A 14882-nucleotide genomic window follows, 5' to 3' on the forward strand; every position below is an offset into this window, starting at 1 on the left:
CTCTGATTTTTGCGACGAAATAATGTATCATAAATTAATGAAAAGCGTACAAGTTGCGCTTGGAGGATACATTATGAGAAGAGCGATTCTTTCGGTGATCCTGGTCTTTATGCTTGGAATATTATTTCAACCTGTCACAGCGAGAGCTGCTAAGGAGGATGATATTGTTGCGCTGATGAACAGTGCAAGGACCCAGCAAGGTCTTGCGGAAGTAAGCATGGATCAGACTCTTACGAATGTCGCCAGGACCAGAGCTGCAGAATGCTCCAAGAAGTTTTCTCACATCCGTCCAAACGGAAAGGCATGGTATACGGTATCCCAGGCAACTAACGCAGAAAATCTTGCCCACGCAGTAAATGATGCGCAGCAGTCTCCTGAGAATGTTGTTCTGGCATGGCTCCTTAGTCCTACTCACAAGGCTAACGTAATGAGAAAGAGCTGCACCAGTGTCGGAATCGCCTATTATAAAGGCGCCAACGGAGAAACTTATATAGTCTGTGAATTTAATTGATTCTAAATACCTTAGGTAGGGGTGTTTCGAATATATAAAAAGGCTCGTTACTTTGAAAGTGGCGGGCCTTTTTATTGGTTAAATATTTAGTTATCTCTCTGCTCTCATAGGATTGTTAAGGAAATCCTCGTAAGCAAGTTTTATTCCGTCATCGAGCTCAGTGGTGTATGTCCAGCCAAGAGCCTTTGCCTTGGAGACATCAAGAAGCTTTCTTGGTGTTCCGTTGGGTTTTGTGGGATCCCAGCGGATCTCTCCGGTGTAGCCGATGATCTTGGCTACCTTCTCGGTAAGTTCCTTGATCGTAAGCTCTTTTCCTGTGCCGGCGTTAACTGTCTCGTTACCACTATAGTTATTCATAAGGAATACACAGAGGTTAGCAAGATCATCAACATAGAGGAACTCTCTTAAAGGACTTCCGTCACCCCAACAGGTTACATATGGAAGGTTCTGCTCCTTCGCCTCGTGGAAACGGCGGATAAGAGCGGGAAGTACGTGTGAATGTGTTGGGTGATAGTTATCGTTTGGTCCGTAGAGGTTTGTGGGCATTACTGAGATGTAGTCGGTTCCGTACTGCTTGTTGAGGTACTCGCAGTACTTAAGGCCTGAAATCTTAGCAAGTGCATATGCCTCGTTGGTCTTCTCAAGCTCGGAAGTAAGAAGGCAATCCTCCTTCATGGGCTGAGGAGCCATTCTTGGATAGATGCAGGAGGAACCAAGGAATTCAAGCTTCTTGCATCCGTTCTTCCATGCTGCGTTTATTACGTTCATCTCAAGGATCATGTTCTCGTACATGAAATCTGCAAGGGCCTGTGAATTACCCATGATTCCACCAACCTTGGCAGCTGCAAGAAATACGTACTCGGGTCTCTGCTCAGCAAAGAAGTTCTCAACCTGATCCTGTCTTGTGAGGTCCAGCTCTTTGTGAGTTCTTGTGATTATGTTGTTATATCCCTGTTTTTCAAGTTCTCTTACTATGGCAGAGCCAACCATTCCTCTGTGGCCTGCAACATAGATTTTTGCATTTTTTTCCATCATATCTTTGTACCTCTATTACTTATCAATACCTTTCTCGAGGAACTCGGCAAGGTTGAATTCTACGTGCTCGTTAGCTCTTTCAACAGCAACCTTGGCCATATCGTGCTCAACCATGATCCTTACAAGATCCTCGAAGGATGTGGTCTGTGGATTCCAGTGGAGCTGCTCTTTTGCCTTGGTTGGATCGCCCCAGAGGTTAACAACGTCTGTAGGTCTGTAGAAGTCAGGTGATACTTCAACGAGAACCTTGCCTGTTGCCTTATCGTAGCCCTTCTCATCTGCGCCTTCTCCCTTAAACTCAAGCTCGATGCCTGCATAGTGGAAAGCCAGCTGAGCGAACTCACGAACTGAGTGCTGCACACCGGTTGCAATAACGAAGTCCTCGGGCTTGTCGTTCTGAAGGATCAGCCACATGCACTCAACATAGTCTTTTGCATAACCCCAGTCACGAAGGCTGGAGAGGTTTCCGAGGTAGAGCTTATCCTGCTTGCCCTGAGCAATTCTTGAAGCTGCAAGAGTGATCTTACGTGTAACGAAGGTCTCTCCGCGGCGCTCAGACTCGTGGTTGAAGAGGATTCCTGAGCAGCAGAACATGTTGTAAGCTTCTCTGTACTCTTTTACAATCCAGTAACCGTAGAGCTTAGCTACAGCGTAAGGGCTGTAAGGGTGGAAAGGTGTCTTTTCATTCTGAGGAACTTCCTCAACCTTACCGTAGAGCTCAGAAGTTGATGCCTGGTAAATTCTGCAGGTTTCGGTAAGTCCGCAGAGACGAACTGCCTCAAGAACTCGGAGAACACCTGTTGCGTCAACATCAGCTGTAAACTCAGGTGAATCGAAGGATACCTGAACGTGTGACTGAGCTGCAAGATTGTATATTTCATCCGGGCGAACCTTTGATACTACGCCGAGGATGCTCATGGAATCGCCCATATCGCCGTAGTGAAGGTGGAAGTTGGGCTTTCCTTCAAGGTGAGCAATTCTTTCTCTGTAGTCCACAGAAGATCTTCTGATGATACCGTGAACATCATAGCCCTTCTCGAGAAGGAACTCTGCGAGGTAAGATCCGTCCTGACCGGTTATACCGGTTATCAAAGCTTTCTTTGCCATATAGTAATCCTTTCTTAACAAAAAAACATTTAGATTTGTACTTTTCCCTATCATTATATTTATATGTTATCACTTTTTAAATTCACTTTCTTGACTTTGATTTGCATTATCTTGCTGCCGATTTTATAATGGGAAATATGAAGAATCAATTATTTCAAGGTGAATACGTATCCTCGGACAGGCTTTTGTACACCCCCTCTGAATTTGCCAAGAACAATCTCCTGTATTTGCAGGAAATTGGCAGGCTGACAGCTCAGAAGCCCCACACCAGCAAGAGGCAGAATCTGTCCTCTTTTCTTTTTATTTATGTGAAGAGTGGCAGTGGGTTTATCGACTATGAGGGAAAAGAGTACGCGGTATCCTGTGGGGATTGTGTCTTTATCAACTGTCAGAACCTCTATTCCCACAGGACTTCCAATGACCTGTGGTCTATCGAGTGGATCCACTTTAACGGTGAAAATCTCCTGCCCATATATCTTAAGTACATAGAAAGAGGTGGTCAGCCGGTATTTAGGCCTGATGACCCTTCAAGGTTCATGCATTTGTGGGATGAGCTAAACTCCGTGTCAAGGTCCTCCGACTACATCAGGGACATTAAGATCAACGAATACTTATCGGGGCTTGTGACCTTCCTTATGACCTTCAGCTGGAATCCCGAGATAACCCAGCAGAGCGGAAGCAGTAAGACGGTAAGTGCCCTTAAGGAATATCTGGACACCCACTATCAGGAAAAGATAACGCTTGATATGCTTGCAGATAACTTCCTGATGAGTAAGTACACCCTCTCAAGGAGTTTCAAGGAACAGGTTGGAACTTCAATCATTAACTACCTGCTTGTTGTCCGCATCACCCATGCCAAGCAGATGCTGCGCTTTACGGACAAGACCGTGGAGGAGATTGGCGCCGGCTGTGGAATCACACCCCTCTACTACTTCTCCCGCATGTTCAAGCAGATAGAGGGGGTCAGTCCCCTCGAATACCGCATGAGCTGGAAGTGAGCGCCTACCAGGGTAACATTGAAAGAAAGACGCAATAAGTGTAGAATAAGGATTAGGATTGCGATACTGTGCGCACCTGACAAAATAAGATCAGAAAGTGTAACGCTATGAAACTGCTTAGTGCTATTGTTCCCTGTTTTAACGAACAGGAGAATATTTTCGATTTCTATGATGAGTTTATGAAGAATGAGGCTTTCTTTAAGTCTCACGATGTTGATTTTGAACTCATCTTTGTTGATGACGGCTCCAAGGATGAGACTGTATCCAGAGTAAAAGAGCTTAATGAAAAAGATAAAAGGGTTCATCTGGTAAGCTTTTCAAGAAACTTTGGAAAAGAATCTGCAATGTATGCGGGACTTAATGCATCAAAGGGTGACTACGTTGTCATCATGGACTGTGATCTTCAGGATCCACCGGCTCTTCTTCCGGAGATGTTAAAGGCCATTACCGAAGAGGGCTATGATTCTGTTGCAACCAGAAGAGTAAACAGAAAAGGCGAGCCTCCCATCAGATCCTTCTTTGCAAGGCAGTTCTACAAGATCATCAATAAGATGACCAAGGCCGAGATAGTCGACGGAGCAAGAGATTACAGGCTCATGACCAGAGACTTTGTAAACGCCATACTTTCAATGGGAGAGTATAACAGATTCTCAAAGGGAATATTTGGCTGGGTTGGTTTTAAGAATAAATGGCTTGAGTTTGAGAATATTGAGAGAAAGAAGGGAGAGACCAAGTGGTCCTTCTGGAAGCTCTTTGCCTATGCGCTCGACGGAATTATGGCGTTTTCAACAGCACCCCTTGCAATGGCTTCTTTCCTGGGTGTCTTCTTCTGTATAGTGGCATTTCTGTTCATTATTATTGTCATGGTAAGACAGTGGACAGTTGGAGATCCCAATAATACTGTTGGTTGGGCTTCCATGGTCTGCATCATTTTGTTTGTAAGCGGTGTTCAGCTCTTTTGCGTGGGAATCGTAGGACAATATTTGTCCAAGACCTACTTAGAAGTTAAGAACCGTCCCTTATACATAGTTAAAGAGGAGCTGTGATGGTCAGCATTGTCGTTCCGGTCTATAACGCAGCAAATTACATAGAGAAGACCATGGAGATGGTCTGCAGACAAACCTACAAGGACTGGGAGCTTATCCTGGTGGACGATGCATCCAGAGATAACAGCGCCGAGATCATCGAGAATTACATTAAGAAACAGGGTAAAAGAATCCGTCTCATCAAAAAGAATGTGAATCAGGGGGCAGCTGAAGCCAGAAACACCGGCATTGATGCTTCTTCCGGAAGATACATCGCCTTTCTTGATGCGGATGACGTATGGATGCCGGATAAGCTTGAAAAGCAGGTGGCATACATGGAGAAGACTGGCGCAGCCTTCTGTTTTCACGCCTATGAGTTTGGCGATGAGAAGGCAAACCCTACAGGTAAGATTGTTCATGTGCCGCCGGTTCTTAAGTACAAACAGGCACTTTCAAGGACAATAATCTTCACCACCACAGTGATGTTTGATACTGAGAAGATAGATATGGAAATAATCCATATGCCTAATGTTCCCAGTGAAGATACTGCCACATGGTGGAGGATCTTAAAGAGTGGGTACGAGGCATACGGTCTTGATGAGAATCTGGCTATTTACAGAAGACCGGCCAAGTCATTGTCTTCTAATAAGCTGGAAGCCATAAGAAGGATATGGTTCCTGTACAGAAACATCGCAGGACTTTCTGTGGCAAAGTCATTATTTTATTTTGGAGGATGGGCAGTAAGAGCAACCCTTAGAAGGGTTTAACTGCCGTGGGAAGAGTATGAAACAAAGAGAATCAAAAAAGAGAATCCTTGTTTTGCTGTTGGGATTTATTGGACTGTGTATGCAGACAGCTGTATATGCATGGTTCTGGTTTAAAGTATACTATCCCGAGGTTTCAAGACCTCGTATCAGTGTGGACGGATATGCGCTTGGTAACGGACTAAAGCTCTATTTCCGTGGACATCTTCTTATTCTTGCCATCTATTTCATTCTGCTGCTCTTTTTCTCGAACACCTACGGCGGACTGAAAATCGGCTACTTAAGGCCAATGGACGTGTTCTTTTCACAGATCTTTGCACTGTTCATGGTCAACTTCATCTCATATTTCCAGATTTCACTTTTGAACAACTGGCTGGTTCAGGTTCCACCAATCTTTGTGATCTTCCTTATCCAGCTGCTGATCGCTTTTGTATGGGCATACATAACAAATGCTATCTATATGCGCATATTCCCGCCGAGAGAACTTCTTCTTGTCAGCGGAGAATATCCCGTAGACGATATCGAAACCAAATTCAATACAAGAAAAGATAAGTATCACATCGCCAAGAAGATCAATATCTCCGAGGGAATCGATGCGGTATATAAAGAGTGCCTGGGTAAATACGACGGAGTTATCATCTGGGATGTACCAAGTCAGTTCAGAAACGGACTTGTTAAATACTGCTACGGAAGAGATATCAGGGTATATGTAATGCCTAAGATAACTGATGTTCTTTTAAAAGGGTCATCTCAGCTCCACCTTTTTGATACGCCTGTGCTTCTTCTTAGAGAGTACTCCATCAAGATTGAGCAGAGAGCTGTAAAGAGACTCTTTGACATACTCATATCACTCCTGCTTATCATTCTGACATCACCCATCATGCTGATAACAGCTATTGTTATCAAGTGTTATGATAAAGGCCCTGTTCTCTACAAGCAGATCCGCTGCACAAAGGGCATGAAGGAATTCAAGATCATGAAGTTCAGGAGCATGAGGGTTGACGCTGAGAAAGACGGCGTTGCAAGACTTGCTTCCAAGAACGATTCAAGAATAACACCTGTTGGTAAATTTATCCGTTCCTGCAGGATTGATGAGCTTCCTCAGCTCTTTAACATCCTCGCCGGCGATATGTCCTTTATCGGACCAAGACCTGAGCGCCCCGAGATCATTAAACAGTATCTTGAAGAGATGCCCGAGTTTGCCTTCAGAATGAAGGTTAAGGCAGGACTTGCAGGATATGCGCAGGTTTATGGCAAGTACAACACCACACCTTATGACAAATTAAAGCTTGACCTTACATATATCGAAAACTATTCGATCTGGCTGGATATTAAGCTTATGCTGCTCACCGTAAAGATACTGTTCACCCCCGACAGCACAGAGGGTGTAGAGGAAAATCAGACCACAGCACAGAAGAACTCATGATGGAGTCAGATATGGCTAATGAGAGACTGCAAATTTTAATATCTGCCGTTAACAAGGATCCGGAAGAGCTGATCGGAAACATGAATCTGGACTGTGACGCTGTTATAGTAAACCAGCTTATCGGCGATAATCAGAACGCTGATACGCTGGGCAAAAACAAGGATTACATACAGGAGTTTAAGGATTACGAGGCCTTGATCATCTGCAGGGCCGAAAAAGGCGTAGGCCTTTCAAGAAATACAGCCCTGGAGAATGCTAGCCACGAGCTTATACAGTTCGGTGATGACGACATTGTCTATGACGATGGGTATGTACAGAAGGTAATAGCAGAGTTTGATAAGCATCCTGAGGTTGACATTTTATTGTTTAACGTCAAGGCCCAGGAGGGCAGGGAAACCTACTGGAACACGGATTTTGCCAGAGTAAATTGGCGCAACTACGGAAGATATCCGGCTTATGCCATATGTGCAAGAAGGCAGAAACTTATGGACACAGGTGTCAGGTACTCGCTTTTGTTTGGAGGCGGAGCACCTTTCATGAACGGAGAGGATTCTCTCTTTTTACATGACGCTCTGAAGGCCGGACTTGCAATCTACAGGACTCCTGTAGCAATAGGCAAAGAGCGCAAGGGCGAATCCACCTGGTTTAAGGGCTATAAGGATGAGAAATTCTTCTTCGACAGAGGAGTACTATACCACTTCCTTTACGGAAAGATGGCAATGATATTTGGATTTAGATTTCTTTTTAAAAACAGAAATGAAATGTGCAAAGAATTGGGACTAATGCACTGCTACAAGCTTTTGTGCAGCGGAGTCAGGCATGGGAGAAAGCTATGAAGAAGCCATTTTTTACAATAATTGTCGTTTCGTATAACGCGGGAGACAAGCTCCTTAAGACTGTAGAGAGCGTAAACAGACAGACCTTTACGGACTATAGGATACTTGTAAAAGACGGAATGTCCACCGACGGATCACTTGAGAAGTTAAAGGCAGCATATCCTGTCAGCAAGGCAGGGGATGAGAATCCGGGCAAGATCACACTGATGGAGAGCTGTGACAACGGTATATATCATGCAATGAATATAGCCTGCGCATCCCTTGATGGGGAGCTTAAGGTTGGAGAGAGCCCATCATACGTGTTCTTCTTAAATTGCGGAGATCTGTTCAGAAATGAAAACGTACTCAGAGATGTGCACAGGCATATCGTTGAGAGGAATCTCAGGGAAGGCACTACACTTCCGGTTATATATTACGGAGATATCTTTGACTGCTCCGCAGGCAGCAAAGTCGCTTCAAATCCCAAGATGGACGACTACGGGTGCTATCGGAATGTTCCGTCGCATCAGGCCTGCTTTTACGATGAGCGCCTTATCTGCAGAAATCCCTTTGACCTTAAGTACAAGGTAAGGGCTGACTATGAGCAGTTCCTCCGGTGCTTCTACAGAGAGAAGGCAGAAACCGTGTATATGCCGGTCATTATCACTGACTATGAGGGCGGAGGCTATTCTGCCCAGAACCTCAAGATATCAGAGAAAGAGCGCAAGGAGATCATAGCTATGTATCTTCCTGCGTCCAAGATAAAGAAGTATGACCTTTTGAGAATAATAACGCTTTCATCTCTGCGTACAGCGATTGCTTCAAACAAGTTAACTTCAGGTCCTTACAATGCCGTCAAGAACATCATTTATGCGCTTAGAGGCAAAAGGAGATAAATAAGGGGTAATAGATTTGAGAGTACTCTGGCTTTGTAACATCATGCTTCCTGCCTATGCCATAGCTCATGATCTGCCGTATTCGGTGAGAGAGGGATGGCTTACAGGATGCCTTAACAGAATAAAGGAGCAGAAAAAGGACGACGAAAAGATCACTCTGGCCGTATGTTTTCCCGCTGAAGGCAGTATTGCCTCATCCAGCGAGGAGATAGACGGCATTACTTATTATGGTTTCAGGGAGGACTTAAACCATCCCGAGATCTATGATGGAACAGTTGAGAACAGATTCCATGTTATATTGGATGACTTTAAGCCGGATGTGGTCCACATCTTCGGTACTGAATTTCCGCACACTCTGGCAATGATAAGAGCCTTCGGTAATCCGGGCAGAGTTCTTTTGGGAATCCAGGGTGTCTGCAGTGTGATCGCAAGGGAGTACATGGCTGACATTCCCGAAGAGGTTCAGAGAACCGTGACTTTAAGGGACAGGCTTAAAGATGATTCCATCATGCAGCAGCAGGAGAAGTATAAGATCCGCGGAGAGCATGAGAGAGAAGCCATCATGTTGGCAGGCAACATCACCGGAAGAACCTCTTTTGATAAGAGCGAGATTGAGAAGATCAATCCAGAAGCAAGATATTATCACATGAACGAGACCATGAGACCTTGCTTTTACATGGGCAAGTGGAGTGAAAAGAAGGCAGAGCCACACACTATCTTCCTGTCTCAGGGAGATTACCCTCTTAAGGGCTTCCATTTTGTATTAAACGCAATGCCTAAGATATTAGAGAAGTATCCGGATGCTCACCTCTATGTGGCCGGCAACAACATCATCGGCAAAGGCGAGAGCAAATACCCGTACTTTATGAGAGCCAGTGCATACGGCAAGTATATAAAGAGCCTTATTTCCAAGGGCCATCTTAAAAAGAAAGTCACCATGGTTGGAATGCTGACTGACCAGGAGATGAAGGAGCGCTTCCTTAAGTGCAGTATCTTTGTCTGCCCATCGGTTATTGAGAATTCGCCCAATTCGCTGGGAGAGGCCATGCTCCTTGGTGTGCCGATTGCAGCTTCGAGAATTGGCGGAATCCCCGACATGGTTTCCGAGAATAAGGATGGCGTGTTATTTGAAAAAGGCAATGTTGATGATATAGCAAGAGCAATCCTTCAGATATGGGATGAGCCTGTTATTGCGGCAGTTTACGGAGATAATGCAGCTGCTCATGCAAGGATCACCCACAACGCTGATACTAACTTTAAAAGACTCATTGAGATATACAAGGATATAGATGACAGGCAAGGGTAAGACGAATTGAGGATAACATTTGTTTCCAACTACATAAATCACCACCAGCTGCCTTTCTGTAACGCTATGAGCGAGATAGGCGATGATGTGGAGTTTTTCTTTATCCAGACCATCCCCATGGAGGAGAAGCGCCTTAATATGGGGTGGGGATTCGATGACAAAGCCTTTCCCTTCGTGGTGCGCTACTACGAGGAAGAGGAGCGGGCAAAAGACCTTATCCTTAACTCCGACGTTGTTCTCTTTGGCTGGACTGAGGACCGCATCTGGGATGTAGAGCAAAAAAGGCTCTCCTCCGGTAAGCTCTCCTTCCGTGTCAGCGAGAGAATTTACAGAGAGGGTCAGTGGAAATTCATAAGTCCCCGCGGTCTTATGAAAAAGTACAACGAACACTTTAAGTTCAGGAATAAACCGGTCTATCTCCTATGCACCGGAGCTTATGTGGCATCAGACTTTAGTCTGATCAAAAGCTTTCCCGGCAAGATGCTGAAATGGGGATATTTCCCTGACGCAGCAGGTAGTGAGGCAGTGGCTCAAAGAGGCGGTTATAAAAAGCGCCTGTGCTGGGCCGGAAGGCTTATTGACCTCAAACACCCTGAGTTCGCGGTTAAGGTCGCAGCGGCTCTAAAGGCTGCAGGCTTTGATTTTACCATGGATATTGTGGGCGATGGTCCCCTCAAGGGCAGGCTCACAGATATGGTAAAAGAGCTGGGACTTGAAACAAAAGTTAATCTCACCGGAGGGAAAACCCCTGAGGAAGTTCTCTCTTACATGAGAGGGGCGGATATATTTCTTTTCACCAGCAATTATCTCGAGGGCTGGGGAGCAGTTGTTAACGAAGCGATGCAGAGCGGATGCGCTGTTGTGGCGTCAAATGAAGCCGGTGCAGTTCCGTTTCTTATAGAAGATGGCAAGAACGGCCTTATCTATAAAGATGGCAGTTATGAGGATTTTGAGCATAAGGTAAGATTCCTTCTTGATCACCCTGACATGATAAAACCCATGGGCACAGCTGCCATGGAAACAATAAATAACAAGTGGAATGCAAAGAATGCAGCAGCAGAGCTGATTAGGTTCTGCAGAGAGCTTGAGAGTGGAAAGACGCCGGTTGCTACAGATAACGGTCCCATGAGTCCGGCAGCGGTCCTTACACCTCCCGGGTTCTCCAGGACTCTCAAGGAGAAAAACCACTTGGAGTGAGTGCCTAAATGAACGTTTTAGATGATGTTTTGGACAGCGAAATAAGACTAAAGGACATCAGGTTAAGGATTGTTGATCTGTTCTTCCTGGTGTTTATGTTAGGGCTTGGAATAGCCATAAGACTCCCCTTGTTTGATTTTGAATCGGGGGATTACTATCACTTTCTCTCCCACTGGATGGAGGAGTGCCATAGGGCCGGAGGCATCGGATATCTTGGGATAACGCCCTTTGAGAGCGATGCAAGCACCATCAACTACGGCTGCATGTATCAGTACGTTATCGTTCTGCTCCATTATATCGCAGGGAAAGACCTCCATCTGATAAAGACTGTATCTGTTATATTTGATGTTATCTGCGCCATGACCATATTTAGGATTGCCTACTGCGTTACTGAGGGTAATGTACAGAAATCAGTCATGGCTTTTGGCGGAGTAATGATCCTTCCGACGGTTGTTTTAAACAGCTCGGCTTGGGCACAGTGCGATTCAATCTATACAGCCTTTGTGTTATTATCCCTTCTTCATGCGCTTAAGGGTAACAATAACAGGGTATTTATATATCTGGCCCTTGGATATACGTTTAAACAGCAGGTGATATTTATTGTTCCTTTCCTGATAATAATGTGGCTTAAAGGTAAAATTAAAGCACGATATATTTTCTGGTTCCCGGTGGTCCTTTTTATCACTATGATACCTGCTATGATTGCAGGAAGAAGTTTTGCTGAACTTCTTTCCATTTATGGAAAGCAGGTTTCCACCTACAGTATGCTCACCATGAACTACCCAAGCATATTCATGGTGGTAAATCCGGGACTAAACCTTGAAACCAGAAAACTAATAATAGCTTCAGCAACAGTAGCAGCCATAGCCATACTTGGCTTTATTGCATATTACGTCAGAAACAGGAAGTTCAGGGTGGATGGGCTCTTTATGATAACACTTGCTATATTTACAGCGCTGATAGCTCTTTTCACTCTTCCTGTCATGCATGAGAGGTACGGATATCTGCCGGAAGTTATAGCTGTCTCATATGCGGTTACAAACTATAAAAGGCTTGCAGCTCTTGTAATGATGCAGTTTGTATCGATAGTAACTTACTCAAAGTTCCTGTTTGGGACGACTGTAGAGGACATGTGGCTTATGGCACTTATGAGTCTGGTCATAATATTGCTTGTGGGCTATGACCTTTATAAACAGATGAAAACACCGGAGGTGGCAGATGCCTGATTTTAGCAAAAGCATATCGGTTATCATACCTGCCTATAACATAGAGGACCTTTTAGAGAAGTGCGTGGACTCGGTTGCTGCTCAGGACTATCCAAAAGACCTTCTACAGATAATCGTGGTGGATGACGGTTCAACGGATGGAACAGCCAAAAAGGCCGATGAACTTGCGGATAAATACAGTAATGTCCAGGTTATCCATAAGAAAAACGGCGGATCCAGCAGCGCAAGGAATGTCGGGATAGATGCTGCGACAGGGGATTACCTTGGTTTTGTTGACAGTGATGACTATATTTCCGGAATCATGTACAGCTCCATGATGGAAGCTGCCATGCGAACCGGAGCGGACATGATACAGATCGCCAGAGACGAGATATCAGAAAGCGGTGATAAGCTCCCGGATGTCCTTGAGAGATTTGATAAGGAAAAAGAGATCACTCCCGCTGAGCACCTTCGGACTCTTCTTATGCACACAGGAGATGCGTCTTTTTGCACCAAGCTCACAAAGAGAGAACTATTTACCGAGGATATGAGATTTCCGGAAGGGGAGCTCAACGAAGATTTCTACCTGATGATCCATATGCTTCAGAAGGTTAATAAGCTCGTTCTTCTTCCCGAGGCTACCTACCATGTCTTTTACAGAACCGGCTCTAACTCAAGGAAAAAGGCTCAGGATAAGGACTATTTCCCGCCGGTATTTACGGATATCGTAAGAAACGCCGACGTGGCCCTTGATTTGGTCAAAAAGAGTAACCCCGAGCTTGTACCTGTTGCCTACAGGTTTGGATTTGTGCAAAGGCTCGACTATCTGCTTCATATTCCAATCTCCAAGATGACGGCAGATAATTCTTTTTACAAAAAAGTTGTGTCGGATCTAAGATACGGCTTTGGAAGGATGCTCACAAACAAGTATCTTACCGCTAAACAGAAGGCGTATTTAACGCTCCTTACCGCTGCGCCTAAAGGCGTAAGGACTCTTCATGCTCGGATTCGGGGACTTTGATAATGAAAAAATATATATTTGGCTTGATATTAATTATCTCGCTGGCTCTGAGCATTTTCTACGGAACACAGAAGGCGGGATTTCACGAGGATGAATATTATACATACTACTCCAGTAACAGAAGCATAGGGCTGTTTCAGCCTGACAGGGAGTGGCAGGAGAGGCAATCTGTGCTGGATGAGTTTGCTGTTAAGCCGGGAGAGGGCTTTAACTACGGAATGGTTAAGCTGGTTCAGTCCTGGGATGTGCATCCGCCATTTTATTATTTTCTGTTCCACACGCTCTGCAGCTTTGTTCCGGGACAGTTTACCAAGTGGACGGGGCTTATCACAAACCTGCTGGCCTTTGTGGTGGCATTTGTGCTGCTCATCCTGCTGATGGAAAGACTTAAGATTCCGCTTCCTGTAGAAGTGGCGGTGCTATTGTTCTGGGGGCTCAATCCTCAGACTGTATCCTGCAATATGCTGATCAGAATGTATGCCTGGCTCGGGGCAGCGCTGATCGCTTGTGCGCTGTTTCATATAAAGCTCATACAGGACTTTGACAACAACGCTCTGGAGATTAAGGACTTTGTGCTCAAGAGCCTTCTTCCGATAATGATCACTTCCTACATCGGCTTTTTGATCCAGTACTTCTACATCTTTTTCTTTGTGGGAATCGGATTTCTTACCACCGTCTGGATTGTCTTTTTCAAAAAAGACATAAAAGTGGGCCTTATATATGTTGTCGGCTGTGCTGTCAGCCTCGCTCTTGCAGTCCTTACATATCCGTCAGCTCCAAGGCATATGTTTGGAGGATATCGCGGAGGAGATGCTTCGGGAAGCCTCTTTGACCTGGCGAATACCTGGATGAGGCTTTCTTTCTTTACTGGACTGTTTAATGACTTTGTGTTTGCCGGAGGACTTCTGATAATTGTACTTATCATCTTTATGGGACTTCTCCTTAAGATAACGTCCAAAAAGAGGGTAAAGAAGGAAGGAAAGACATCTCCAAGGCCTGAGATCATAATACTTACGCTTGCATCACTTGGGTATTTCCTTTTGACGTCTAAGACGGCACTCCTTGTGGGAAGCGCTTCAAACAGATATGAGATGCCAATCTATTCTCTTCTGATATTGCTGATCTTTATGGATGTTTACTACGTCCTGAGTGATATGGGCAACAAAGCACTCATCTATGCAATGGGAGCAATTCTGATAGCTCTTTTACTAAAGGGGCATTTTAGTGATAAGAGTGTGCTGTTCTTATATCCTGAGGATACGGAAAAGATGGCGTATGCTTCAGAGAACGCAGATGAAGTTGCGGTGGTAATGTTCAATCCCAAGACGCCTCAGAATGTCTGGAGGCTTACGGATGAGCTTTTAGAGTATCCAAAGGTCTTTTACATGGATGAGGAGAACCTTGATAAGATCACAGATCCGGCAGTTATCGGTGCAGACAAGATCGTCCTTTATGCGGCCGACGACGAGCTTCAGGAAGAAGCTTTCGAGAATCTGTTTGACAGTTGCAAGAAGCTTAGTGCCATGAGCAGTGTCTTTACTGAAGATATGTGGACTACCTATGAAGTTAAGTGATG

General features: G+C 45.0%; 14 protein-coding genes. 12 read left to right on the forward strand and 2 right to left on the reverse strand.

All coding sequences use genetic code 11. From position 1 onward, the window contains the following. The first annotated feature begins 73 nt into the window (after positions 1–73). Positions 74–511, forward strand: a complete 438-nt coding sequence (locus G633_RS0112335) for a CAP domain-containing protein (RefSeq protein ID WP_026520090.1) — start codon at positions 74–76, stop codon at positions 509–511. 90 nt (positions 512–601) lie between these two features. On the opposite strand, the gene G633_RS0112340 is transcribed toward G633_RS0112335, so the two are convergent. Both G633_RS0112340 and gmd read right to left on the reverse strand, forming a co-directional pair. Beyond that, a complete protein-coding gene (locus tag G633_RS0112340) occupies positions 602–1543 on the reverse strand; it encodes a GDP-L-fucose synthase family protein (RefSeq protein ID WP_334290993.1) in 942 nt (313 codons plus the stop codon). Between the two features lie 18 nt (positions 1544–1561). Continuing rightward, entirely contained in the window at positions 1562–2653 is a 1092-nt protein-coding gene (gene gmd / locus G633_RS18310) for a GDP-mannose 4,6-dehydratase (RefSeq protein ID WP_051200179.1), read from the reverse strand. Between the two features lie 137 nt (positions 2654–2790). On the opposite strand from gmd, the gene G633_RS0112350 reads away from it, so the two are divergent. From G633_RS0112350 to G633_RS0112400, 11 genes are all read left to right on the forward strand, one after another. Continuing rightward, positions 2791–3651, forward strand: a complete 861-nt coding sequence (locus G633_RS0112350; protein WP_026520092.1) for an AraC family transcriptional regulator — start codon at positions 2791–2793, stop codon at positions 3649–3651. A 107-nt stretch (positions 3652–3758) separates the two neighbouring features. Then, on the forward strand, positions 3759–4697 hold the full coding sequence (locus tag G633_RS0112355; protein ID WP_026520093.1) for a glycosyltransferase family 2 protein: 939 nt from the start codon (positions 3759–3761) through the stop codon (positions 4695–4697). After that, the gene (locus G633_RS0112360) at positions 4697–5443 is read left to right on the forward strand and encodes a glycosyltransferase family 2 protein (RefSeq protein ID WP_022768095.1); all 747 of its coding nucleotides are present in this window, start codon (positions 4697–4699) and stop codon (positions 5441–5443) included. Before G633_RS0112355 ends, G633_RS0112360 begins: the two co-directional genes overlap by 1 nt. 16 nt (positions 5444–5459) lie before the next feature. Continuing rightward, the gene (locus tag G633_RS0112365; protein WP_026520094.1) at positions 5460–6866 is read left to right on the forward strand and encodes an exopolysaccharide biosynthesis polyprenyl glycosylphosphotransferase; all 1407 of its coding nucleotides are present in this window, start codon (positions 5460–5462) and stop codon (positions 6864–6866) included. An 11-nt stretch (positions 6867–6877) separates the two neighbouring features. Next, complete coding sequence (locus tag G633_RS0112370) at positions 6878–7702, forward strand: glycosyltransferase (protein ID WP_242838867.1); 825 nt, start codon at positions 6878–6880, stop codon at positions 7700–7702. Then, positions 7699–8577, forward strand: coding sequence for a glycosyltransferase (locus tag G633_RS0112375; protein WP_026520096.1), 879 nt, complete (start codon positions 7699–7701; stop codon positions 8575–8577). Before G633_RS0112370 ends, G633_RS0112375 begins: the two co-directional genes overlap by 4 nt. 16 nt (positions 8578–8593) lie before the next feature. Beyond that, positions 8594–9883: a glycosyltransferase family 4 protein gene (locus G633_RS0112380; RefSeq protein WP_026520097.1), complete on the forward strand. Its 1290-nt coding sequence runs from the start codon at positions 8594–8596 to the stop codon at positions 9881–9883. 6 nt (positions 9884–9889) lie between these two features. Next, positions 9890–11080: a glycosyltransferase family 4 protein gene (locus G633_RS0112385; RefSeq protein ID WP_026520098.1), complete on the forward strand. Its 1191-nt coding sequence runs from the start codon at positions 9890–9892 to the stop codon at positions 11078–11080. 8 nt (positions 11081–11088) lie between these two features. Next, entirely contained in the window at positions 11089–12306 is a 1218-nt protein-coding gene (locus G633_RS0112390) for a hypothetical protein (RefSeq protein ID WP_026520099.1), read from the forward strand. Beyond that, positions 12299–13306, forward strand: coding sequence for a glycosyltransferase family 2 protein (locus G633_RS0112395; RefSeq protein WP_026520100.1), 1008 nt, complete (start codon positions 12299–12301; stop codon positions 13304–13306). Before G633_RS0112390 ends, G633_RS0112395 begins: the two co-directional genes overlap by 8 nt. A 2-nt stretch (positions 13307–13308) precedes the next feature. Beyond that, a complete protein-coding gene (locus tag G633_RS0112400) occupies positions 13309–14880 on the forward strand; it encodes a hypothetical protein (protein ID WP_026520101.1) in 1572 nt (523 codons plus the stop codon). The last annotated feature ends 2 nt before the right edge of the window (positions 14881–14882 follow it).

The organism is Butyrivibrio sp. FCS006 (assembly GCF_000424525.1).
In the GTDB taxonomy this organism is placed as follows: Bacteria; Bacillota; Clostridia; order Lachnospirales; family Lachnospiraceae; genus Butyrivibrio.

What these genes read in the sequence shown, in the direction of transcription:
- G633_RS0112340 (WP_334290993.1), bottom strand. Translation starts at nt 1,543, where the DNA reads ATGGAAAAAAATGCAAAAATCTATGTTGCAGGCCACAGAGGAATGGTT.
- G633_RS0112335 (WP_026520090.1), top strand. Translation starts at nt 74, where the DNA reads ATGAGAAGAGCGATTCTTTCGGTGATCCTGGTCTTTATGCTTGGAATA.
- G633_RS0112365 (WP_026520094.1), top strand. Translation starts at nt 5,460, where the DNA reads ATGAAACAAAGAGAATCAAAAAAGAGAATCCTTGTTTTGCTGTTGGGA.
- gmd (WP_051200179.1), bottom strand. Translation starts at nt 2,653, where the DNA reads ATGGCAAAGAAAGCTTTGATAACCGGTATAACCGGTCAGGACGGATCT.
- G633_RS0112370 (WP_242838867.1), top strand. Translation starts at nt 6,878, where the DNA reads ATGGCTAATGAGAGACTGCAAATTTTAATATCTGCCGTTAACAAGGAT.
- G633_RS0112360 (WP_022768095.1), top strand. Translation starts at nt 4,697, where the DNA reads ATGGTCAGCATTGTCGTTCCGGTCTATAACGCAGCAAATTACATAGAG.
- G633_RS0112350 (WP_026520092.1), top strand. Translation starts at nt 2,791, where the DNA reads ATGAAGAATCAATTATTTCAAGGTGAATACGTATCCTCGGACAGGCTT.
- G633_RS0112390 (WP_026520099.1), top strand. Translation starts at nt 11,089, where the DNA reads ATGAACGTTTTAGATGATGTTTTGGACAGCGAAATAAGACTAAAGGAC.
- G633_RS0112395 (WP_026520100.1), top strand. Translation starts at nt 12,299, where the DNA reads ATGCCTGATTTTAGCAAAAGCATATCGGTTATCATACCTGCCTATAAC.
- G633_RS0112375 (WP_026520096.1), top strand. Translation starts at nt 7,699, where the DNA reads ATGAAGAAGCCATTTTTTACAATAATTGTCGTTTCGTATAACGCGGGA.
- G633_RS0112400 (WP_026520101.1), top strand. Translation starts at nt 13,309, where the DNA reads ATGAAAAAATATATATTTGGCTTGATATTAATTATCTCGCTGGCTCTG.
- G633_RS0112355 (WP_026520093.1), top strand. Translation starts at nt 3,759, where the DNA reads ATGAAACTGCTTAGTGCTATTGTTCCCTGTTTTAACGAACAGGAGAAT.